Source organism: Bacillus sp. OV166, assembly GCF_900177675.1.
Taxonomy (GTDB): Bacteria; Bacillota; Bacilli; order Bacillales; family Cytobacillaceae; genus Neobacillus.
On record NZ_FXWM01000001.1, the window covers coordinates 3858031 to 3880762 of the forward strand.

A 22732-nucleotide genomic window follows, 5' to 3' on the forward strand; every position below is an offset into this window, starting at 1 on the left:
AGTACCATTACCATTATCATAACACTAAAAATAGAATAATTAAGGTCTAAATTGTGAACTGTAAGCGAGGTCACAATTTACCAAGGATAAATTTTCCTCTCCTAATCGTTAGGACATTTAAATGAATGTTCTTATTATTCCTTACTTGATAAAAATAAGCCGTGAAAAGGTAAGAAAAAATCACCCTTCACGGCCTTTTAACAGAAGTGCCAATTCATGATCAGCGAATTGATCTTTAATGCCAGGTTTGCTTTGAAAATAAGCAACGATTTCTTCATTTGAATAATTTTTTGATAATCCCTTAATAATGGTTTTTAAATAGGCAGTGGAAGGCTTCTTCCACTCGACTTCATTAATATCCCATGGGGCTGTAAAGGTGTAAATGGGAAAGCCATTTTCATCTCCCAAATACAGTATATTTCCATACCAGGAATAGCGGTGGAATACTTTTGAACCCTTCTGTTTAACCTCATGTAAATCAATCTCAAAATTTAGTCCATTATTTTCTTGTTTGACGACATCTAGAAACTGTTCGCCCGTAATTAGATATTTCTTACTATAGGTATGGTTTCCTTTGTCTTGGTTCAATCCAATAAAGGCTACTCCTTGAGATTCCCATCTAGCCGCTTCTTTGGCGAAGTAAAGGGGCAGGTCTATGGTGAAGGTTGACTCGTCTAATGGAAGGGAAGGATCTTTACATCCTATCTCAATTTGGGCGGATCCCTCAGGTTGACCACCTTTTATATAACATAAGAATCGGTCGGCATTAATATTGGAACCATAACTTGCATACCAAACATAATGTTGTTTTTCATTCATTATTTATCACCTATTTACTTCCATTATTTTCTTCTCATTGTAACACTACCATCACCTAACGTCTGCTGCTTCTTTCTTTAGGCAATTTTCCAATCATCTATTTTTAGCGGGAGGTTAAAAAATCCTATCAGCGGTAACCATAGAAAACATAGGATAAAAATCAAGGTTTTTTGGAGGATCAGATGAAAGTAACAGATGCACTTGTTCATTGTTTAGAAAACGAAGGTGTGGAATATGTGTTTGGGATCGTCGGCACGGAGACACTTGATCTTGCTGATTCATTATCAAAATCAACACAAATTCAGTATGTGAATGTCAGGCATGAGCAAGGGGCCGCTTTTATGGCCGATGTTTATGGTAGACTATCAAAAAAAGTCGGCGTTTGTTTATCGACGCTGGGTCCAGGAGCAACAAATTTATTGACTGGTATTGCCAGCGCTCAACTCGATCATTCACCCGTTGTGGCATTAATTGGACAAGCTGGTGTGGAACGTCACCATAATGAATCACATCAATATATAGATATAGCTAAATTGTTTGAGCCGACAACAAAGTGGAGCACTCAAATCAAGGTGTCCCAGACTGTCCCCGCGATTATTCGAAAAGCATTCAGAGTGGCAAAAATGGAGAAACCGGGTTCGGTCGCTATTACGTTACCGGAGAACTTTTCCACTCAAATGATTCCTGGGAAGCCTTTTCCAGTAACATCTTTGCCTGAAAGTGTCCCAGTTAATGAGGAACTCTTAGCAGCAACCCAGCTTATAAAAAAACACCTAAGACCCTTTATTATCATTGGAAACGGAGTAATCAGGCAGGAGGCATACCCTGAGTTGCTAACCCTTATCGATACCATTCAATCTCCTGTTACCCACAGTTTTATGGCAAAAGGTGTGCTTCCGAAGGAACACCCGCTGAATTTCTTTACGTTTGGATTTAATGAAAACGATGAAGTTTTACCACGCATGGAGGAAGCAGATTTACTGATTGTTATCGGCTTCGACTTTGTTGAAAAACTGCCGAAAGACTGGAATCAAAAGAAACTTCCGGTTCTACATATCGATACTTTACCTGCCGAAATAAATGAATATTACCCTATCGAGGGTGAATTGGTCGGGAACATTAAGACGACACTCCAAATGCTTAATCAATCAGAGCTCCCAACTAAATCCTGGGTACCTTCTGGGGAACTTAAAGAACAAATAAAGACTGCTTATCAAATCGACCAAGATCAGCCAGACCCCAGCACACTGCCCTATACAATTGAGAATGTTCTCCATTGTATTGAAAGTCTTACTTCAGAGAACACAATTGTGATTTCTGATGTCGGTTCCCATAAGGTTTCAATCGCCCGTACCTATCAGCCCAAAATGCCAAACCAGTTAATCATCTCAAACGGTCTAGCTTCAATGGGAATTGCCATACCTGGTGCCATCGGAGCAAAACTGGCTTGTCCCGATGACGACGTTATTTGTATTACTGGTGATGGCGGCGCGCTCATGAATTTTGCAGAATTAGAGACGGCCAAACGTCTAGGACTCTCTTTCCTCATTATTATTTTAAATGACTCAATGTTAAAACTTGAGGTTCAGCAAATGAACAAAATGTTTGGAGAAAACTACGGAGTCACCTTCCAGAACCCGGATTATGTTAATTTAGCCGCTAGCTTCGGTATTAAAGGAATAAGAGCCAGCACCCTTGGTGAATTTGAAAACATCCTCAAAGAGAAGCTGCAGCCCCTAGAGGAAATCGTTGTAATCGACGTTGCCTTGCAAAATTGACCCCTAGCCTGGAATATGAACTACTCCTATCTGAATAAGTAGATAGAAAGGCTTATTCCAGGGTGGATACGATGGAACGACCAGAAAAAATCGGGAATAAATATAGGGCTGCTCCGAACACAAGTGTGATTTGGAGGGTTACTATGTTAAAAACTTCTTAAACCTTTTTAAAAATGTTAACCCAATAACAACCCAAATCCAGTTATAAAAAAAAGAAAATAAAAAAATACTGCCTGTTGTTAGGATGGAAAAAGAACTAGAAACAGTTGGACCCAGGACTGGAAATTTGAAAACATATAAAAGGTTGATTATTCCAATTGTTAAAAAAGTAGCCCCAAAAGCAACGATGCTTATTCTTTTCTTGAGAAAATAGAAAGCGATTCCGGTCCCCAGCCCTAACAAACCAGTTGTAAATGGGAAGATAATTAATTCACTAGGTTGAAGGATTAATAGCAATAGATTGGTAAGGAAATAAGACATGGCACCAAGTGGAAGGGAGAGGATCGAACAGAATAGAATAGGTGCGGTCGCAAAAGGGCTGATGAAATAGCCTATTCCAGGTAAAAAACCACCTGCTGCCTGGAGAACAGCTGCAAAGCTAGCAAATAGTGCAGCTAGAACAAGGCGTTTTGTTTTAGAATTTTGTTTGAAGACTAATTGCGCTGAATGAATATCATCCGAAATTGATTTGAACAAATACATCGGTTCCACCTCGGTCTTTGCGTTTCTTTTCATACAATATATTATTATTTATTGGTGATGGAACCGATGCGTAATTTAAATAAGAAATTGAAACGATAATATATTAGTTTATTATTAACTTCCTAATAATCTCTTCTGTTACTTCTTCTGTTGAATGACTTCCTCCAAGGTCCGGTGTTAAGATGCCCTCATTGGTGACTTTTTCAATAGCATCTAGTAATAAATTCCCAAGTTCCTCTTCTCCAAAATGATCTAACATCATTTTGGCCGTCCAAATTTGACCAAGCGGATTTGCGATGCCTTTCCCAATAATATCAGGTGCAGACCCATGAACCGGTTCAAACATCGAAGGATATTTTCCATTTACATTAATGTTGGCGGCTGGCGCAACCCCGATACTTCCCATAATTGCCGCCCCTAAATCGGTTAATATATCGCCAAAAAGATTACTTGCCACTATCACATCGAATTTATCGGGATGGGTAACAAAAAAGGCAGCCAAGGCATCAATGTGCTGCGAATCTGTATCAACATTTGGATAATCCTTTGATACGTCTTTAAAAACCTCATCCCAGAAAGGCATCGAATAGACAATTCCATTAGACTTCGTCGCGCTCGTTACATGCTTTTTACGTTTTAATGCTAGTTCAAAAGCAAAACGCATCACACGTTCCGTTGCTTTTCTCGAAAAAATACTATTTTGAATGGTGATTTCATCTTCTCCTTGATAGATTCTTCCGCCAACTGAACTGTATTCTCCTTCACTATTTTCCCTTACAACCATTAAATCAAAGTCCTTAGGGTTAATTAACGGTGATTTCACACCTTTAAGTACTTTCGCAGGTCTAATATTAATGACCTGTTCGAATTCTCGTCTTATTTTAATGAGAAGTCCCCAAAGTGAAACATGATCTGGAACGAGTTTTGCGTTACCCACGGCCCCAAGAAAAATAGCATCAAACTCTTTTAATCTTTCAAGTCCATCTGCGGCCATCATTGCTCCATTTTTCAAATAATATTCACACCCGTACGGAAAATGGGTGAATTCAAACTTAATGCCGCCATGGATATTTGCTAATGTATCCAACACTTTAATTGCCGCAGGTACAACTTCATTTCCAATTCCATCCCCAGGTATAGATGCAATTTTTAAATTCTTCATCTTTCCTCCACCTTTAATTAATATCGATTCAGTCGACAGATCGTATGAATATTTTTACATTACATGAATATAATAACACTTTTTTAAAATATAAAAATACACAGAAATATGTAATAAATTTTTGTTATAGTCACCTATTGCACACATCGCTCTTGGCCCTTCTTTTACTTTTACAGAAACTCAACCTTCCATTTGAAGCGACTTTTGCAGGCTGATAATTTCACTTTGAATGCTAGGAAATGCTTCGATGAAAGGTACAGTTTTTAAAGAAGGCGAACGTTTTCGAGCGGTGGCATTGGCCATCGTTTCACATATATAAAGCAATTGGGAAAGTGGTTCATCTGATAGAATTGGACGTTTTTCGGTTTTTGAACAATTTTCTAGTAAATATCCTAAATGCTCGATCGAAAAAATTACCGGCCAGTAGTATTCCACTGCTTTTTGATTAACCGGAATCTCGCCTGCAGCTGTAGTATAAAGCGTAATTAAATTAATAATATTCGTACGCATTTTTCTTAATTCTCTACTCTCCGAAGCAATAAAACCTTCTCCTTGATCTGAAAAGAGGATGATCAAAAATTGACCCTGACTTCGGATGGTTTTGGTGATTAAATGAGGCAGTCGACTAGAGGCTGACCGCCTCCCTACTAACCATGCACCGATGAGACCAATACTAATTCCGATCAACACATCGATTAATCTGGCCGAGGCAAAATAGGAAAAGCTAAAACTTCGCTGACTCGTGCTTTCTGCCATTAATAATGCATTCGGTGTAAAAAATAGGGCTGCCAATCCATAATTCTTTACAATAAAAAGTTCCGTAATAAACGTCAATAGTAAAACGAAAAAAGCAATAATGTAACCATCTGGGTGCATAGCAAGAATGAAACTAGCAATTAAAATACCAATGATGGTACCCAATCCTCTTTGAATGGCACGATGATAGGTCGCAACAATGGTAGAGCCTGACAAAACAGCTACACAGGATAAAGGGACCCAATAGGACCGTACAAATGCAAACTGAAAGGCAATAATCGCAGCAATGGTCGTAATAACGCCGAATCGAATCGCCGTGATGAAAACAATCGAGTGTTTATCAAAGGCACCCAAAAAAATAGTCTTAAAGGAAGGTTTGGAAATTCGAATCGTTTGATTTATTTTAGATGTTGGTTCATTCATGATTGCATCCGCATCATAAACGATTGTAAATAATTGAGCCACCTTTTCATCCATCACTGAGGGCTGAAGAATTTTTTTTGAAAAACTTTCTCCCTTTTTCTTATGGTCTAGTGAATGAGCCATTTCCCGGATAGTTTGACCCAATTCTGGTGGGAAGTTGGAATGACTATCTGAAAAATTTTCAAGGACATACAAAAATATTTGATTGGCATGATCGTTTAATACGTATAAACGATTAAAGAGATCCGTTGTTCTCCAAGGGATATACCCTGCTGCCAATGTTTCTTCTGCTTCTTTCAAAACGGACATAACTTGGTGTCTCGAAACAGAAAAATTATTTGTACCAACGGAATCGAGAAACGCAGCCAATTCCAAATAAACTCTTTGGACTACCCCTGTTTCTGGGCCATGTGGATTGAAGAACCAGCCAAACATGGCAATCATCCACGATAGGGTTCCACCAAGAAAGACAAGAGCGGCGCGTAACGGGGCAAGCTCTGGTTGGATTGGCATCCCTGTAGTCATCGAAAAAACCAACACAAAAAAGATGGCAGAGGGTCCCGTTATTCGTAATGCACCAAAAATAAAAATAGCAGCCGCTCCAATGATTCCCATTAAAATGGCGATAGCAAGCGGATATGGAGCAGATAGTGTCCCTAATACTGAGACCAAACACATGCCAAGATTGACAAAAACTAGCTTTTTTGCCCGCTGAGCATAGGGGATATTAAATACATAGAGATAGGTAAAGCCTCCCATCCCGGCTAACAATCCATATTCTAAATTACCAAATAATAATCCAATAATAACAGGGAGTGCTGCAGCAACACCTGCACAAAATGCCTTTATCCAGGGAAATGGCTTCTTATTCACTGCCATCGATTGCTTTATAATAGTTAGGTATTTAGATTTAGAGGCTCCTGCTTTGTGGCTTTCTTCCATCCTGATCGCTTCTTTCCAACATTAGTAAAGTTTCCTTCTGTTCTATATTACTCATTCCAATTCACTCATTGAAAGGTAATGTATCTAAGGTATTTTTCCTTATGGTGACAGTTTCATTCATCAAAAAAAGCAACTACATCTGTAACCATGTAGTTGCTTGTGATTTTGGCATTATTAATTGTGGTGCTCGACTCTCCATTTAGCTTTAGCTTCAATACGGCGACGATGCAAAATCGGCTCAGTGTAGCCGTTTGGCTGATCATAGCCTTTAAATACTAAGTCGCACGCTGCTTGAAATGCAACAGATTGATCATAATCTACAGCCATCGGGCGATAGGCCGGGTCACCTTCATTTTGACGGTCCACTACTTTCGCCATCCGCTTTAACGTTTTTAGAACCTGTTCCTTCGTACAAATACCATGGTGCAGCCAGTTAGCGATATGTTGGCTAGAAATCCTTAGCGTGGCACGGTCCTCCATCAATCCCACATGATTAATATCTGGTACTTTCGAACAGCCAACGCCCATTTCTACCCAACGAACGACATAGCCAAGAATGCCCTGAGCATTGTTATCAAGCTCCTGCTGAATTTCCTCAGCGGACCAGTTGGTATTTTCGGCAGCAGGAATCGTTAAAATCTGATCTCTTAAATCCTGAATATCCTTTGCTAACTCATCCTGCACCTTTGAAACATCTAACTGATGATAATGAAGGGCATGCAGGGTTGCAGCGGTTGGTGAAGGAACCCATGCAGTCGTCCCGCCCGCTTGCAGGTGGCCGATTTTTTGCTTGATCATTTCAGCCATCAGGTCCGGCATCGCCCACATTCCTTTACCAATCTGCGCCCGGCCTTTTAGTCCAGTGGCGAGTCCGATAAAAACATTGGATTTTTCATAGCTTTGCAGCCAAGTTGAAAACTTCATTTCGTTTTTGCGGATAACTGCTCCTATATCCATTGAAGTATGGATCTCATCCCCGGTCCGGTCCAAGAAACCAGTATTAATAAAGACAATTCGATCTTTTACTTCACGAATACAATTCTTCAGATTCAAAGACGTCCGGCGCTCTTCGTCCATCACACCAATCTTTAGCGTATTCCGTTCAAGAGCAAGCATGTCTTCCACACGATTAAACGTTTCGTTGGCAAACGCCGCTTCTTCGGGTCCATGCATTTTCGGCTTTACGATATAGATCGATCCCTTAGACGAGTTTTGATATTTTCCATTCGCTAAAAGAGAATGCTTGGCAATTAAACTGGTAAGGACCGTATCCATTAACCCTTCTGGTACCTCGTTACCATCCTTATCAAGAATGGCATGACTCTTCATTAAATGGCCGACAATACGGACAAACATAAGCGATCGCCCTTTTAAGGCGAATTCTTCACCTGATGGGGATATATATTGTCGATCTGGCTGGAGAGATCGCGTGATCGTCTTTCCATTCTTAGTTAAAGCAGCCGTCAAGTCCCCCTTCATCAATCCGAGCCAATTTGAATAAACAAGCACCTTATCCTCTGCATCAACGGCTGCAACTGAATCTTCACAGTCCATAATCGTGGTTAATGCCGACTCTATGAAAATATCTTTAACACCTGCCAGGTCTGTTTTGCCAATTGAATGGCTGCGGTCGACTTGGATTTCAAAATAGAGACCATTATTTTTAAACAAAATGGAGGAAGGTTCTTCTGGATTTCCCTGATACCCGAATAGTTTGCTTTCATCTGAAAGCCCTTTGGTTGAGCCGTTGCGGAGTAAAACTGCTAATCTCCCATTCACAATCGAATATTTAACAGCTTCCTTATGGGAAAATTGGTTCAGTGGTATGGCTTGATCAAGAAACTCCCTTGCAAAAGCAATTACTTTTTCGCCTCGAACTGGATTATAGCCAGCATTTCGCTGGGCTCCGCCGACCTCACTTATTGCATCCGTTCCGTATAATGCATCGTAAAGGCTTCCCCACCGGGCGTTAGCTGCGTTTAAGGCATAGCGGGCATTATCAACAGGAACGACAAGCTGCGGTCCTGCTTTTAAGGCTACTTCCTCATCGACATTTTCAGTAGTAATTTGAAAGTCTGCTGCCTCAGACTCTAAATAGCCAATTTCCTTTAAAAATGATTTATAATTTTCAAAGTGGAAGGATTTATTTATTCGGTGCCAGGCATTGATTTGATGTTGAATGTCATCCCTTCGAGCTAATAGCTGATTATTTTTCGGTGTCAAATCAGCAAAGAGTGTCTCGAAATCAGCCCAGAACTTTTCGCGGTCCAAGCCAGTTCCAGGTATAGCGTCCTCGTTAATAAACCGATAAAGTACATCCGCTACTTGAAGATTACCTATTATTACATAGTTTGACATCATTCAATTTCCTCCTTATGTAGCTTAAACTTTTACATCCACCTATTAATCTGTGATTCTCTTCAAAATGAAAAAATAAGAATCTTATTAAACCTTTCCCCATTTTCTCCTCTCCGCAAAAAATAATGAAGCGCTTCCTTTATTATACAATAATTGAAATGAGAAAACCTTGCAGTATGCAAGATTATCTTTTCCTTCAACATCCGTTAAAAATAAGAATGATGGCAGCAGAAATTACCGTCAGATGCTGCCAGAATTCTATTTCACTTTAAAAATTTATATTAACTTAGCCGAAAGGATTTTGATTTCATTTTCAGCCTCAACCATTCTGCCAAATCGATATCCTTCAATCAGTACATGCCTCTCATGATCACTTAATCGACGCTTCCATTTCGTTTCTAAAAAATAGATGACTTCGTTATAGAAGATTTCCTGGTATTCAAAAGGTTTATTCATAAATATGTCTCCTTCCTATCTTTATCGCCCTATGCTTAACAGTCTTTACAAATTGCAGAGAAATTAAAACTTGGTGAGGAAAAGTGATTATTCAATTAAAAAAAGGCTATCCCGTGAAATTCGGACAGCCTTTAATAGCTTAGGTAACTTTCTCGTCGCCTAAACTAGTAATATAATAATTTACTAACTCTGGATATTCCTTGATTTCTTCTTTCCCCTTCTCAGTAATTACATAGATACCTCGTTTGATCCTTTCAAACCAACCATAATAGTTTTTAGTAAGGACCGAGGAAGTATTTTTTCCAGATCCCAATTGATTTAACTTTCTCGGGGATAATGGACCCAAATTTTCTAGGTAACACGCAATTTGGATGCAATTTTCTTTATAAGCTGTCATAATCTTGGTTCGATTACTGCCGCCCACATTATAGTCCGCACTACGGCCGTTAATTTCCTTCATAATAGAATCTCGCTTGCGTTTGTTTTTGCGGCGAATAAATGAAGTGGGCTCGAAAATAATTTCTGCCCTTCCCCGTTTTCCTGGGCTCGAAACAACAATCAATCCCAGCTCCAGCCTGCGAATTAAATGGCATTTTTCTGTCCACCGTTTAGAATTTAAACGATGCTTCGGTTTCGGTATCGCCACATAAACCTTATCCGTAATCCGCTGCCGTTTGGACGCCTGTATTAGTAAATCCACACTTAAGGTGAGTTTTAATTCAATGACAACTAACTCTTCATCTTTCACTGCAACAATATCGCAGTCCTTCACTTCCCCGTAAACCTCATACCCTTCACGTAAAAAATAAGTCTGAATGGGTTTATATAAATCTATCTCTTGCAGCTTTTTTGTTTCCGTCAAACGGTATCACCACCCAATGCCAACCTTTAGAATCATACTTACAAATGTAACCCATTTTTTCTTTTTGGAAAAGGATGTTTCACCGATGAAAGAACTTAATTCTTTATATGATTTGTAGAATTTATAACTGAATTTAAAAATTTTATTATTACTCACCGGATGGTATATCTATTTTTGGGAAATATAGTATTTATTAACTTCTAGGAGTGTACCTCATGATTGCCATCATCTATTCGGTTATTTGGATAATTGTTGCCTCCAAGTTCGCTGATCGAAATTGGAAGGCCTATTATCCTACGATGCTTTTTGCTTCCCTCGGAGAGGCATTATATGAACTCCTTTGTTATAAATATCAACTTTGGCAAATGGAACCAAATGGGGTACAGTTTGCTATGATTCCGATTTTGTTATTAACTTTAATTGGAATGCCCCTCTCGACATGGGTTTACCTTTCTAAATATCCTTTTAGAAAAGGCGTCCTCTCTCAATCTCTTTACATTGCCTTTTTTACATGCGCCTATATTATTTTGGAATATGTAGCGGTGAATGGCGGATCTATTACCTACCACCATCATTGGAATTTATTATGGTCCCTATTATTCGTAATTGTTATGTTCTTAATCATTCGGATCCATTTTAAAAGACCTATCCTCGCCCTTATCTTTTCAGCAATCTTTGCTATTTTTCTATGTTTAGTTTTTGATGTTTCCCTTGTCAAAATGAAGTAATTTTATAACGGCTTTCAGCACACTTCCGTCTGTCCTCTATCAGACGGAAGTGTACCGACTACATACATCAAAATCATTTCGATTCTTGTTTTTCCCAAAATTCATAGATCAATTCTTGAAAAATTTCATTTAAGCTTTTCTTTTTTTGTTTTTTTAACCACTCGACCTGGTCAATTGGCAAATTAAGTTTTAAACCAACATCCTCATTTGGCATTTCCACTTTTCTTATTTCTTCTATAGTAATGCCATCTTCTATATTCGGAAACCAAGAATCATTTTCGTTTACCCGATCAAAATCTTGATATTCTTGGATATCATCGAGCTCGCAGAATAAATTAAGTTGTGGCAAGCCGCCACTCAGAATTTTTACATGCATAATGGAATTTATGATTCTACCATCTTCAAATTCTATCTCAACTATTAGGTTTTCCACGTTTTTGTATTTTTTAACAACAACTTCACTGACAATCAGATTTAATTCTAAGGTAATACCCGAACTCGATTCAAAGATGTAGACCGCGTTTCTAAATACAAAGATACTCTCTCCATCGATTGTGACTGATTTTACAACTACCATAAATCTTTCCTCCATACATTTGTTTCATCTATTAGTTAATAGAAACTATGCCTAATTTATAGCGGTAATATTGATTCTCACTCTTTAAATTTACCATATAAATGAAGTGACAGTTGAATTTTTATTTAAACATTTAATACACAATAATTTTTATGCCAATGGGGAATATTAGAAGAGGCAATATATTGGAAAGGGGTGAACGAGGAAATGAATCAAGATCTTACAATTGATCCTAACCAAATGCCTAAATTCAATAGTCATGAGGAAGCAAGAGGTTGGTTAAGAAAGCATAGTTTTTTCAAGAGTCTCCATATCGGAAGGCTAGCTCTAAGGTTGTCTAAAAACAACATTGTTGAGTCAGCCATTCCCTTTTTCTTATCTTTTATTGAATTTTCGCTCCTGGGTCAACCCCAAAAATTTAATCCTTGATTTCCACATTCCCATTGTCATCAATTTCGATGGTTGTATAGCTTTTGAAGACGTCCATGTTGGTGATTTCATGTTGAACGACGCTGGCAAAGCTCTCCATGTAAGGCTTGTACATCTCAGGGTCTTTGACGAGATGATAAAAATTCACTCTTTTTCCATCTCATTATTTTTGGCTTCAGCAAAAACAAATAAATCACGATAATATTTTTGCACCTTTATTATTGAGATATCATGAGCCTTTAGTAAGTCTAAGGTATTCCTATTTAAACAGCATCCATCACAGATTTTTTTCCAAGTTGGAGTTAGCCAGTCCTGGAGTGAAGCTAAAAAACGATTTTGCATCTTAACATGCTCAAATACAAGAATTTTCCCTTCAGGCTTACATACTCGTTTCAACTCTAAAATGGCTTTTTCCGGATTTGGTATCGTACAAAATACAAGTGTTGCCACTATAGTATCAAAAGTATCCGCAGCAAAAGGCAGCTTTTCTGCACTTGCCTGAACAATTTCTATTGGGACTAGTGATTGCTTATGTTTCGATAAAGACCGCTCAATCATTTGTAGACTCGGTTCAATCGCAGTCACTTTTTCTGAGGATTCATATAAAGGAAAATTAATTCCTGTACCAGATCCTAATTCTAGGACACTTCCTGTTGCCTTAGAAAGAAGCTCTTTCCGAATCCTCTTAAACTTCTTTTTCTCCAATGGATTCATAAAAAAATCATACCAATTTGCAAATAAACGACTCAAAACTTTCAACTCCAAACAAGTAACCCACAAAGGAATAAGACACCCAATGCCCGGTAAGATTGCTACTAAATAAATAACAGTATATCATTATTCAGCTAATATCCTTGTACAATTTTCTCTTCTTAAAAATATATTAGTTTACATAATATATTTATAATAAACTATTTTGCCTACGAGACAAAATAAAAAGCGATGAGAAAAAATCTCAACGCTTTTCATTCTGTTTGCTGATTATTATTTTACTGGCTGCATCAATGTCGCTTCATACTCCAATAATGCTTCATCAAGCATTTGCAGCCCTTCATCAATTTGTTCCTTAGTGACAATTAACGGTGGGATCATGCGAATGACTTCTCCATGATTTCCGCACAGATAGAATAAAACACCTTTTTCAAGCGCAAGGTCAAGAATTTTTAACAATCCTTCACCATTCGGTCCACCTGTAACAGGGTCAATGATTTCAATACCAATCATTAAGCCCACAGCACGGATGCTCCCAATAACAGGGTGTCGTTCCTTGATTTTTTCTAACTGCTGAACGGCATAGCTCCCCATATTCCTAGTATTTTCGAGAAGGTTTTCCTCTTTCATTACTTCTAATGTAGCCAGTCCAACGGAACAAGCAATTGGATTACCCCCAAACGTTGTCCCGTGACTACCGAGTGGCCATTGTTTCATTAATTCACTGGAAGAAACGGTGGCGCTAAGCGGAAGACCGTTGGCAATTCCTTTGGCAATTGCCATAATATCCGGGGTAACGTCAAATGTTTGTGCGGCGAACCATTGACCCGTGCGGCCAAATCCAGTTTGAACTTCATCAAAAATAAGCAAAATATTATGTCGATCACAAATTTCGCGAACCTTTTTCAACCAGCCCTTCGGTGGAACAATATATCCACCTTCACCAAGAACAGGCTCTAAAATCACACAAGCTACTTCTTCCGGTGTTACTTGATGACTAAATAAAGAGGCGAAATCTTTTTCTAATTTTTCGATAACATATGCTTCAGGGTCTAGACCTTCTGGGCATTCTTTTACATTCGCATAGGGAATTTGATAGGTAAGTCCAGACGGTTGGATAAATTTCCGGTACTTGCTTTTCGATGTAGTAACACTTAATGCCCCTAACGAACGGCCATGGAAACAACCTGTAAAGGAAATGACATAAGGTCGTTTCGTCACATATTTTGCTAGTTTAAGAGCGCCTTCGATTGCTTCCGTTCCACTATTGGCAAAGAAAAAGCAATCAAGGTCTCCAGGTAAAATATTGGCCAGTTCATCGGCTAAACGTAAAATCGACTCATACATAATCACGCCAGAAGGACCATGCATCAATCCATCTGCTGCATCTTTAATAGCTTGCACCACCTTTGGATGACGATGCCCAACATTTGTAACAGCTATCCCGGATGTAAAATCAAGATATTTCTTTCCATCCACTCCAAAGTAATAGCAGCCTTCCTCTTTCACAACTGGTAGATTTGGATGGTCCTTCGCCATACTAGGTGCAAGTCGATTTGGCATATTTTTCACGAGGTGACCCCATTTGTTCTCCATACTTTGACCTCCATATTCGTAATCCTTTTCTCTCGAAATTACGGGTTTCTTCTATTATTATCAGTTTAGTGACGTGAGTTATTTAATCGATTTTAAACTTTCATCTCGAATCAGCGACAATAAGTCTTCTTTGTATTCGGCAAACTCGAGTGTAGCTTTTACACTAAAATCTCTAGGTCTCTCTAGTGTTATAGGGATCTTTTTCTTTAAACGACCTGGTCTTGCAGTCATCACATAAACGGAATCTGCTAAAAAGATCGATTCATCGACATCATGCGTAATAAATAGAATCGTCTTTTTGGACTCTTCCCATGCTTTCAAGAGCACTTCTTGCATAATGTTTCTAGTTTGGGCATCCAATGCTCCAAACGGCTCATCCATTAATAATATTTTCGGATCGTTTGCCAGCGCCCGTGCAATCGCAACACGTTGTTTCATCCCACCTGATAATTGAATCGGGAAATGCGATTCAAATCCTTCTAAACCGATTAATTGCAAGTAGTGTCTTGCAATATCGTCTCTTTCTTTTTGAGAAACACCCTTTAGCTTTAGTCCAAAGGTAATATTCTCTTTGACAGATAACCATGGAAATAAAGTGTATGATTGAAACACCATACCTCGATCAGGTCCAGGTCCATTGATTTCCTGCCCATCAAGAAGAACTTTTCCTGACGTTGCATCTTCTAAACCTGCGACAATCCGTAACACGGTGGATTTGCCACAACCTGAAGGTCCTAAAATGGTGACAAATTCCCCTTCCTCAATCGAAAAGGAGGTTTTTTCTAATGCGGTTGTTTCCCCGCTTTTAGTTTTAAAGACTTTTCCTACCTCTTTGATTTCTAACTTTGGTGTTCCTGTTATCGAAACAATCGATTCTCTACGTTTTGGTTCCGCTATTTTTTCGACCTCTTTAACTTTTAAACTAGGTGTGACCATCTAAAAACCATCCTTTCTCATCCAAGAAAACGAAGCCTTGTATAGGGCTTTAAAAAGAATATCTGTAATCAGCCCTAGTAAACCAATAATCAAGATTCCTACGATGATTTTATCTGGCTGAAGAAAACGTGATGCCTGCATGATCATATATCCTAAACCACTAGAGGCACCGACAATTTCTGCGACCACTAAATATGTCCAAGCCCATCCGAATGTGATCCGAAGTGTATCAACAATACCCGGTAATGAAGCAGGCAGAATTACCTTTGTGAACACCTGTACCTTCTTTGCCCCTAATGTGTAGGAAACATCGACTAAATCATTTTGAACATTTTTGGTTACGTCCATAATCATTAGTGTCAGCTGGAAAAACGTTCCTAAGAAAATGACACTCATTTTTTCGGTCTCTCCAAGTCCAATCCAAAGAATAAGTAAGGGAATGAAGGCGGATGCTGGCATATAGCGAATGAAGCCGATGATCGGTTCAAAAGCTCCCTCCATAATCCGCAGCGATCCCATTAAGATCCCTAGAGGTATGCCAATAATGGCAGCAGCTAGAAACCCAAAAAGAACCCTTGTAAAACTGATTCCAATATCAGAAAGAATCTCACCATTTATAAACATATCAACGGCTGTGGCTAATACAGCAGATGGAGTTGGTAGGAATAAAGGATTAACAAACTGCCCGTAACTAAGTACAGACCAAATCAATAGAAAAATAATAAATGTTAAGAATCCAGCCGAGGTATAAAACATTTTTGGAATTTCCTTATTAGGAGTAAACAATTTTGCTATCATTTTTTCTCACCTATTTTCTTATGCGTTTTATTTTGAAAAAAAGCCTAACTGATGAGGGATAAAAGAACAACTCATGAGTCAGGCTGACCAAAGTGAATCCAAAAATAATTTAGCAAGTAAATTTCTTACTTTTGGAAAGTTGGATTGATAACATCTTCTACTTTTGGCTCTGTTTTAAGTAGTTTTTGATCCTTGTAAAACGAAATCGCATTTTCTGTTGATTGATAAATGGAGCCTTTTGCGCTTTCTGTACCAAATAGTTTTACGTTATCCTCTTTTGAAAAGAATTTCAAACCAGTTACCGTTCCTTCAAATTCTTTTAGATCAATTTTTAAACCTTTCGCCATAATTTCGTTGGCTTCTTTTTCATGTTCTTTCCAGTAAGTCATTGCTTCGCCCATAGCTTTTACAAAAGCTTCCACATCTTTCGGACGATTTTTGATGACATCTTCTTTAAAGCTGACAGTATCAACAATAATTCCTGATAGATCTTTGGTTGTTAACAATACCTTACCGTTAGCTTGTGCTCCTTTTGATAACCAAGGCTCCCATGTTACGGCAGCATCCACTTTGCCAGCTGCAAAAGCAGCACCAGCATCACCTGCAGACATTTGGACAACTTGCACATCTTTTTCAGTTAACCCGCCTTGTTTTAAGGCTTGTAGTGCTAGCATATGGCTTGTAGAACCAACTTCAAATGCTACTTGTTTCCCTTTTAAATCTTTCACACTATTAATTCCTTTTTTTACAAGGATGCCATCTCCACCGTATGAATCATCCAATAACCAAACAACTTGAACTGGGATTTCAGAGGCTGCTAATGAAACTTGTACATCTAATGCTGTTGCCATCCCGTCAATTTTCCCGCTTGCTAACGCTTGTTTACGTTCACCTAATCCTTCAACAATGGAAAGATCCACATCAATACCATTCTTTTTGAAAAAGCCCTTTTCCTTTGCTAAAAATAATGGGCCATATCCTGTCCATGTCGGCAATGTCACTCTCAAAGGTTCAGACGACTTCCCATTTTCTGCAGTACTTGCCGCGTCCTTTTTTCCACATGCCGCTAACGCGAATAACAACATCAACGAGCAAACAACTAATAACCATTTTTTCATCCTAAATTCCCCCTTGCTTGATTAAAAAATTATCTCTCTTTCGTGTAGCTAGCTTCATAGAATCAAGTTTTTTCAACCTGTTGCTCTTTTTAATGGACTGCCTACGAATAAAGAACAATTACTGTGCAGAAACACCAGTAGTTAACATCCCATTTCCTATTTCATCTGCTCGGCGGACAGCTTCAATCACCATTTCTGGTGTGACTTCAAATGGCATATTCGCCATATCTTCAATAGTAACGGTAATGTCACCAAGCCTTCTCCACTGACTATCTGATAAATTTGTTATCCCCATTTGCTGTAAAGTAAATGGAAGTCCTACTTCCTGGTAATAATTTATTAACGTTTTCAGTTCTTCATCGCTGGTATTCTCCATACACAACTGCGCAAGAATACCAAAGGCAACAATTTCACCATGATAGGTGTGGTGCACTTCAGGGAAAATTGTTAATCCGGAATAGATGGCATGCGCTCCAGCTGTCCGGCAATCATCCCCGCCGTACCCACTTACACTGCCACTGACTAAAATAACGGTATCTATCACATTTTCGAATTCTTTTGTCACTGTCTGTGTTCTTACAGCATTGACAGACTCTTTCCCTATTTGAAGCAACGTTTGGTACACCTGACCTGCTATCGCAATGGCCGTCTGATTTAAGGCTGTTGGTGTTGCTTTTTTCACAGAGGATTTCGTTTCGAAATATTTAGCCAATGTATCACCAATACCGGCTATTAAAAAACGAACGGGCGCCTCCATGATAATTTCCGAATCTACCAAGACTAAATCAGGAGCTTTTGATTTCCGTTCAATCCCGATAAATTCACCTTCATCGCTGTAAAGAATGGTAATCGGTGTGGCAGCGGCACAGGTTGCTGCGATTGTTGGGATGGCAACTAAAGGTTTGTTAAGCTGGTAAGCAACGGCTTTCACCGTATCAATTGCTTTACCACCACCTGCCACGATGAGGACATCGATCTTTTCATCTCTTAAATCGGCTACTAATCTATCGATATTCGATTCGGAAGATTCTCCCCCATACCACAGGGAATTCTTCAATAAAACCCCATGCTCTGACAAACTCTTGCGTAATGAAACTTCTACAATTTCTTTACTTGTATGGCCTCCAATAAGGGCGGCAGAGTTTCCGAAGTTTTTTATGTAAGTTCCCGCTGCTTCTAATAAACCCTTATTTCTAATATATTGAGCTGGTCCTACTGTTACTTTCATAATCCACCTCTTCTCCACTAAAGTTATTTAAAAATGAATAATATTCTTTAAATATAAATATTTGTCTATTTTATGTCAATATATTTTCCTAATATTCTATTATCAATTGAATATACACAAATTGAAATAAAAATACACTTACAATGTTATTTGAGAATATTTACGGTTATTATTTCTGTATAAATATAAGCAATAAAGAACTGCTTCCCCTTCGTATCGCCCTCCTTATAAGGAATAGCCTTGCTAAGAAATCTCCCTTGGTTGGTCCACTCAATACTAAAAAATAGTGCAAGTTTCGTGCCACTCTTTATTCTATTTCGTATTTTCTGAGTTTTCTAAATACAGATGGTTGACTGATTCCTAATGCTTTAGCCATGTTAATCGTTGTTTTGTATTGTTTTCTAGCTTTTAATAACACTTGCTTTTCAACGCTTTCAAGAATTTCATTCAAGGAGCGATTGGTTTCTTCAACTGACGTCACATCAGGAGAAGGCTTTCGAAATTGATTAGGTAAGTTTTCTATTTCAATCAGCTGTTTAGGTGAGGTGACTACCAGTCTTTCAATTAAATTGATTAATTCCCGCACATTTCCCTTCCACTCTTGTGTTAACAACAGATGGATAACACCCTCATCAAGGCTGCGCTCCCGGCTGTACTTTTTTGAAAAAAACGCTAAAAAGTACTCAATCAACGGAATAATATCAGTTGACCGCTTCCTTAATGGCGGTATGGTGATGGGTACCACATTTAAGCGAAAATAGAGGTCATGTCTAAATGTTTTTTCTTCTACTGCATTCTCTAAGTTTTTATTTGTCGCGGCTAGGATACGGAAATCAACGGTTCGAAGCCTCGTTCCACCGACACGATAAAATTGCTTTTCCTGAATAAATTTGAGGATTTTCACTTGATCTGCTAATGACAACTCACCAATTTCATCTAAAAATAATGTCCCACCTTCAGCAAGTTCCGCTAACCCTACCTTCCCTTTTGAATTTGCACCTGTAAATGCACCTGATTCATAACCAAAAAACTCTGCCTCAAAAAGGGATTCGGGTATGGCCCCACAGTTCACCTCGATAAAAGGTCCGTTCTTCCTAGAACTCTTCTTGTGAATAAATTTAGCAATATGTGATTTTCCCACTCCTGTTTCCCCCAGCAGTAACACATTGACATCGATTTCAGCTACTTGTAATGCGAGTTGGAGGACTTTCTTCATTTCTATACTGGTTGCTATCATCCCATCAGAATCAAACTGAAGATTTCTCAGCAATTCAAGCTCACTTTTTACTCGTTCCATTTCGTCTTCGATGTCAATTAAGTATTTTTTCATGTTAAGTAACTCTGTTACATCATGTGAATAACTGACAATTCGGACGAGCGTTTTGTTAGCATCGAATACAGGAATCCCCGTAACCAGTAACTTATCGCCATTATTAGTTGTTTGGACAAGGGTAATTTTCTTTTTTTCTTTAATGACCAACGGCGTCAAAATCGGTGTAAAAACCCCTTCTTTTTCAAGTTCATAAACGGATCGACCGATCATTTCATTTGTCTTCATATTATAAATACCTTCGGTTGCTTCACTAACCTTCAAAATAATGCCATCTGTATCGGTCACTAAAATATCGTCTTGCAATGAATGAAGAATGGCTTCATTTTCATTCCAAACTTTTATTTCATCATTCACAAATAACCCTCCCTTCTCGAATTCCAATCAATTAAAAATTTATTCATTTATGAATAATAAACGAGTAAAACTTCTTAATAATTCAGTTATATCAGATGATTGATAATTTTTATACTTTTTTGAATAAATTATTTAAAATTGTATAAAGCAAACAAGTATCACACAATCTTTTACCATGGATGTTCATTACCGAAAACAGTATGTTTATCTTTATGATAAAATATCATTATTACAAACAATGAAAATGTGATTAATGGGGAGATGGGGAATTTTGAAAAAACAAATCGCTTTATCTTGGAGTGGCGGAAAGGATTGTTGCATGGCCTTGGATATTCTAATTTCGCAGGGATTTGAGGTTGTTTGCTTGGTTACAACTGTTCCAAAAGAACTTGGGCGAACATTCGGCCATGGAGAGCGGACGGAAATGATTAAACTACAAGGCGAGGCTTTAGACCTTCCTGTTCATTTTATCGAATGTACATACGAAACCTATACAAGTCAATTTGTTGAAGAAGTGCTTTCCTTGAAAAATCAATTTAATGTAACGGGAATAGCCTACGGAGATCTATATTTAGATGAACACAGGGAATGGGGAGAAAAAGTCGCTATAGCTGCAGATGTCGATGCCCTGTATCCACTATGGATGAAAAAGGAAGCTTCTTTACAATCATTGGATAAGTTTGTCCATTCTGGCTATGAAGCAATCGTGATCCGTGTACGGGAAGATGTATTAGATGACACGTGGCTTGGTAGAATCATAGATGAATCGTTCCTACACGATGTTCAACAGACTACTATTTGTCCAATGGGAGAATCCGGTGAATATCATACCTTTGTATATGATGGACCACTATTTTCAAAGAGGATTCAATTGGAACATGGAGAATTAATCCAGCTGGAAACCACAAAGAAACTTGAATTTAAGAGTTATCGACTTATTGAGTAATCTTATTAAGACAATGAATTAGTTCTGGAGTTGTGATTATTGAAAATTACAGGCGGTGGTGACTACCCCCGCCTTCATTTTCTCATTCCGCCCATTTTTATTTTTTAATATGGGTCCGAAAGTTGTCCCATTTCCTCTGCTTGTTTCACTGCTTTTTGCATTTTTGAATCTGCAGTTTTTCCAGCCATTTTTATTCCTTCTGCAATTCTCTTTCCGTAATCGGGATCGCATTGTGTCAACATATCCACCATTCGGTCTTGAATTTCTTTTCGACAAGCAGCAAGTGCTCCCGAGAGGTTGGAAATTAATTCATTCTTCTCCCAATCATTGAATCGCCGATAGGTTTCACCTGCTTGACCAAAATTATTTTCGCGCGAGATTCTTTCCCTCACTAGGTTTCCTTCTACATACGGCTGATGTTCTTTCCCAGGGTTGTTTACTTCTTTTAATCCACCAATAAGGGATGGTTCATAATTTACATGCGGATTTTTTAACTTACCGAAATCCTGTCTATAATCCATTTGACCGCCATCTTGGTTTGTCGCAACATGAGTTTTTGGGCGATTTATTGGCAGCTGCAAGTAATTAGTTCCCACCCGGTACCGCTGGGTATCAGAGTATGAATATGTTCGACCCTGTAATAATTTATCATCTGAGAAATCCAGGCCATCCACGAGGACACCTGTTCCAAATGCAACTTGTTCCACTTCAGCAAAGTAATTTTCCGGATTTTTATTTAATACCATTCTCCCAACCTTATGCCATGGGAAATCTTCTTTATACCATAGCTTCGTTGGGTCGAGTGGATCGAAATCCAATTCGGGATGCTCACCATCTTCCATGATTTGAACATAAAGTTCCCATTCTGGATTTTCTCCTTTTTCAATGGCTTCATATAAGTCTTGAGTGGCATGACTATAATTCATACTTTGAATTTCATCTGCCTCTTGTTGAGAAAGATTTTTTATCCCCTGTTTTGGCTCCCAATGATATTTTACGAGAACACCCTTACCTTCTTCATTCACCCATTTATAAGCATGAACACCTGATCCTTGCATTTGCCGGTAGTTGGCAGGAATCCCCCATGGTGAGAATACGAATGTCACCATATGCATAGATTCTGGGGTTTGACATAAGAAATCAAACATCCTCTCCGGATCCGACAGGTTTGTGACCGGACTAGGCTTAAACGAGTGCACCATATCAGGGAATTTTAATGGGTCTCTAATAAAGAATATCTTTAAATTGTTTCCTACTAAATCCCAGTTTCCATCCTCTGTATAAAACTTAATCGCGAACCCTCTTGGGTCACGTAACGTTTCTGGTGAATGACCGCCGTGTACGACTGACGAAAAACGGACAAATACAGGTGTTTGTTTATCAGTGTTCGTAAACACCTTTGCCCTGGTATACTTCGAAATGGGTTCTCCATTAATGGTTCCATAAGACTCAAAATATCCGTGAGCACCAGCCCCCCGCGCATGAACAACACGTTCTGGAATTTTTTCGCGGTCAAAATGGCTAATTTTTTCTAAGAAGTCATAATTCTCTAACGTCATAGGTCCGCGGTTTCCAACGGTCCGAACATTTTGGTTATCTGTTATGGGGTGTCCCTGTCGATTTGTCAGTATTTCTTTAGAACCTTCATTCTCGCGATTGACTTGATTTTCCATATTACCATCCTCCTTTTATCACCTTAGTAAGTATTTCCAGATGCAAA

At 38.6% G+C, this 22732-nt stretch carries 20 protein-coding genes; 3 read left to right on the plus strand and 17 right to left on the minus strand.

Annotated elements, in window-relative coordinates; translation table 11 throughout:
* Positions 1-180 precede the first annotated feature (180 nt).
* Positions 181-819, minus strand: a complete 639-nt coding sequence (locus tag CCK98_RS18735) for a hypothetical protein (protein WP_088087956.1) — start codon at positions 817-819, stop codon at positions 181-183.
* A gap of 182 nt (positions 820-1001) precedes the next feature.
* On the opposite strand from CCK98_RS18735, the gene CCK98_RS18740 reads away from it, so the two are divergent.
* Positions 1002-2597 (plus strand): acetolactate synthase large subunit, encoded by a 1596-nt coding sequence (locus tag CCK98_RS18740; RefSeq protein ID WP_088087957.1) that lies wholly within the window; start codon positions 1002-1004, stop codon positions 2595-2597.
* 141 nt (positions 2598-2738) lie between these two features.
* On the opposite strand, the gene CCK98_RS18745 is transcribed toward CCK98_RS18740, so the two are convergent.
* The 6 genes from CCK98_RS18745 to CCK98_RS18770 form a co-directional block, all read right to left on the minus strand.
* On the minus strand, positions 2739-3299 hold the full coding sequence (locus CCK98_RS18745) for a hypothetical protein (RefSeq protein WP_088087958.1): 561 nt from the start codon (positions 3297-3299) through the stop codon (positions 2739-2741).
* A 103-nt stretch (positions 3300-3402) separates the two neighbouring features.
* Positions 3403-4461 (minus strand): tartrate dehydrogenase, encoded by a 1059-nt coding sequence (locus CCK98_RS18750; protein ID WP_088087959.1) that lies wholly within the window; start codon positions 4459-4461, stop codon positions 3403-3405.
* 180 nt (positions 4462-4641) lie between these two features.
* Positions 4642-6582 (minus strand): FUSC family protein, encoded by a 1941-nt coding sequence (locus tag CCK98_RS18755; RefSeq protein WP_088087960.1) that lies wholly within the window; start codon positions 6580-6582, stop codon positions 4642-4644.
* Positions 6583-6756: 174 nt separating this feature from the next.
* The gene (locus CCK98_RS18760) at positions 6757-8940 is read right to left on the minus strand and encodes a malate synthase G (protein ID WP_088090463.1); all 2184 of its coding nucleotides are present in this window, start codon (positions 8938-8940) and stop codon (positions 6757-6759) included.
* Between the two features lie 276 nt (positions 8941-9216).
* Positions 9217-9396 carry a hypothetical protein gene (locus CCK98_RS18765; protein WP_088087961.1) on the minus strand — a complete coding sequence of 60 codons (180 nt, stop codon included), beginning with the start codon at positions 9394-9396 and terminating at the stop codon, positions 9217-9219.
* Positions 9397-9535: 139 nt separating this feature from the next.
* Positions 9536-10258, minus strand: a complete 723-nt coding sequence (locus CCK98_RS18770; protein WP_088087962.1) for a DUF2161 domain-containing phosphodiesterase — start codon at positions 10256-10258, stop codon at positions 9536-9538.
* A gap of 215 nt (positions 10259-10473) precedes the next feature.
* On the opposite strand from CCK98_RS18770, the gene CCK98_RS18775 reads away from it, so the two are divergent.
* Positions 10474-10986, plus strand: coding sequence for a CBO0543 family protein (locus CCK98_RS18775; RefSeq protein ID WP_088087963.1), 513 nt, complete (start codon positions 10474-10476; stop codon positions 10984-10986).
* A 73-nt stretch (positions 10987-11059) separates the two neighbouring features.
* On the opposite strand, the gene CCK98_RS18780 is transcribed toward CCK98_RS18775, so the two are convergent.
* From CCK98_RS18780 to CCK98_RS18820, 9 genes are all read right to left on the minus strand, one after another.
* Complete coding sequence (locus tag CCK98_RS18780; protein ID WP_088087964.1) at positions 11060-11563, minus strand: hypothetical protein; 504 nt, start codon at positions 11561-11563, stop codon at positions 11060-11062.
* 418 nt (positions 11564-11981) lie between these two features.
* Complete coding sequence (locus CCK98_RS35495) at positions 11982-12140, minus strand: hypothetical protein (RefSeq protein WP_179195855.1); 159 nt, start codon at positions 12138-12140, stop codon at positions 11982-11984.
* Positions 12137-12742, minus strand: coding sequence for a class I SAM-dependent methyltransferase (locus CCK98_RS18790; protein WP_179195856.1), 606 nt, complete (start codon positions 12740-12742; stop codon positions 12137-12139). Before CCK98_RS18790 ends, CCK98_RS35495 begins: the two co-directional genes overlap by 4 nt.
* 234 nt (positions 12743-12976) lie before the next feature.
* Positions 12977-14299, minus strand: coding sequence for an aspartate aminotransferase family protein (locus tag CCK98_RS18795; RefSeq protein ID WP_088087966.1), 1323 nt, complete (start codon positions 14297-14299; stop codon positions 12977-12979).
* 78 nt (positions 14300-14377) lie between these two features.
* The gene (locus tag CCK98_RS18800) at positions 14378-15235 is read right to left on the minus strand and encodes an ABC transporter ATP-binding protein (protein WP_088087967.1); all 858 of its coding nucleotides are present in this window, start codon (positions 15233-15235) and stop codon (positions 14378-14380) included.
* Positions 15236-16033: an ABC transporter permease gene (locus tag CCK98_RS18805; protein ID WP_088087968.1), complete on the minus strand. Its 798-nt coding sequence runs from the start codon at positions 16031-16033 to the stop codon at positions 15236-15238.
* A 125-nt stretch (positions 16034-16158) separates the two neighbouring features.
* A complete protein-coding gene (locus tag CCK98_RS18810; RefSeq protein ID WP_088087969.1) occupies positions 16159-17151 on the minus strand; it encodes an ABC transporter substrate-binding protein in 993 nt (330 codons plus the stop codon).
* A gap of 118 nt (positions 17152-17269) precedes the next feature.
* On the minus strand, positions 17270-18379 hold the full coding sequence (locus CCK98_RS18815) for an iron-containing alcohol dehydrogenase family protein (RefSeq protein WP_088087970.1): 1110 nt from the start codon (positions 18377-18379) through the stop codon (positions 17270-17272).
* A gap of 307 nt (positions 18380-18686) precedes the next feature.
* On the minus strand, positions 18687-20066 hold the full coding sequence (locus tag CCK98_RS18820; RefSeq protein ID WP_256942402.1) for a sigma-54-dependent Fis family transcriptional regulator: 1380 nt from the start codon (positions 20064-20066) through the stop codon (positions 18687-18689).
* Positions 20067-20337: 271 nt separating this feature from the next.
* Between CCK98_RS18820 and CCK98_RS18825 the strand changes: the two genes are divergently transcribed.
* Positions 20338-21012, plus strand: coding sequence for a diphthine--ammonia ligase (locus CCK98_RS18825; RefSeq protein WP_088087972.1), 675 nt, complete (start codon positions 20338-20340; stop codon positions 21010-21012).
* Positions 21013-21116: 104 nt separating this feature from the next.
* Here CCK98_RS18825 and CCK98_RS18830 read toward each other — a convergent pair whose 3' ends face one another.
* Positions 21117-22685 carry a catalase gene (locus tag CCK98_RS18830; RefSeq protein ID WP_088087973.1) on the minus strand — a complete coding sequence of 523 codons (1569 nt, stop codon included), beginning with the start codon at positions 22683-22685 and terminating at the stop codon, positions 21117-21119.
* Positions 22686-22732: the final 47 nt, after the last annotated feature.

Coding starts and splice junctions, on each gene's coding strand:
- CCK98_RS18735 (WP_088087956.1), bottom strand. CDS start 819: ATGAATGAAAAACAACATTATGTTTGGTATGCAAGTTATGGTTCCAAT.
- CCK98_RS18740 (WP_088087957.1), top strand. CDS start 1,002: ATGAAAGTAACAGATGCACTTGTTCATTGTTTAGAAAACGAAGGTGTG.
- CCK98_RS18745 (WP_088087958.1), bottom strand. CDS start 3,299: ATGTATTTGTTCAAATCAATTTCGGATGATATTCATTCAGCGCAATTA.
- CCK98_RS18750 (WP_088087959.1), bottom strand. CDS start 4,461: ATGAAGAATTTAAAAATTGCATCTATACCTGGGGATGGAATTGGAAAT.
- CCK98_RS18755 (WP_088087960.1), bottom strand. CDS start 6,582: ATGGAAGAAAGCCACAAAGCAGGAGCCTCTAAATCTAAATACCTAACT.
- CCK98_RS18760 (WP_088090463.1), bottom strand. CDS start 8,940: ATGTCAAACTATGTAATAATAGGTAATCTTCAAGTAGCGGATGTACTT.
- CCK98_RS18765 (WP_088087961.1), bottom strand. CDS start 9,396: ATGAATAAACCTTTTGAATACCAGGAAATCTTCTATAACGAAGTCATC.
- CCK98_RS18775 (WP_088087963.1), top strand. CDS start 10,474: ATGATTGCCATCATCTATTCGGTTATTTGGATAATTGTTGCCTCCAAG.
- CCK98_RS18780 (WP_088087964.1), bottom strand. CDS start 11,563: ATGGTAGTTGTAAAATCAGTCACAATCGATGGAGAGAGTATCTTTGTA.
- CCK98_RS18795 (WP_088087966.1), bottom strand. CDS start 14,299: ATGGAGAACAAATGGGGTCACCTCGTGAAAAATATGCCAAATCGACTT.
- CCK98_RS18800 (WP_088087967.1), bottom strand. CDS start 15,235: ATGGTCACACCTAGTTTAAAAGTTAAAGAGGTCGAAAAAATAGCGGAA.
- CCK98_RS18805 (WP_088087968.1), bottom strand. CDS start 16,033: ATGATAGCAAAATTGTTTACTCCTAATAAGGAAATTCCAAAAATGTTT.
- CCK98_RS18810 (WP_088087969.1), bottom strand. CDS start 17,151: ATGAAAAAATGGTTATTAGTTGTTTGCTCGTTGATGTTGTTATTCGCG.
- CCK98_RS18815 (WP_088087970.1), bottom strand. CDS start 18,379: ATGAAAGTAACAGTAGGACCAGCTCAATATATTAGAAATAAGGGTTTA.
- CCK98_RS18830 (WP_088087973.1), bottom strand. CDS start 22,685: ATGGAAAATCAAGTCAATCGCGAGAATGAAGGTTCTAAAGAAATACTG.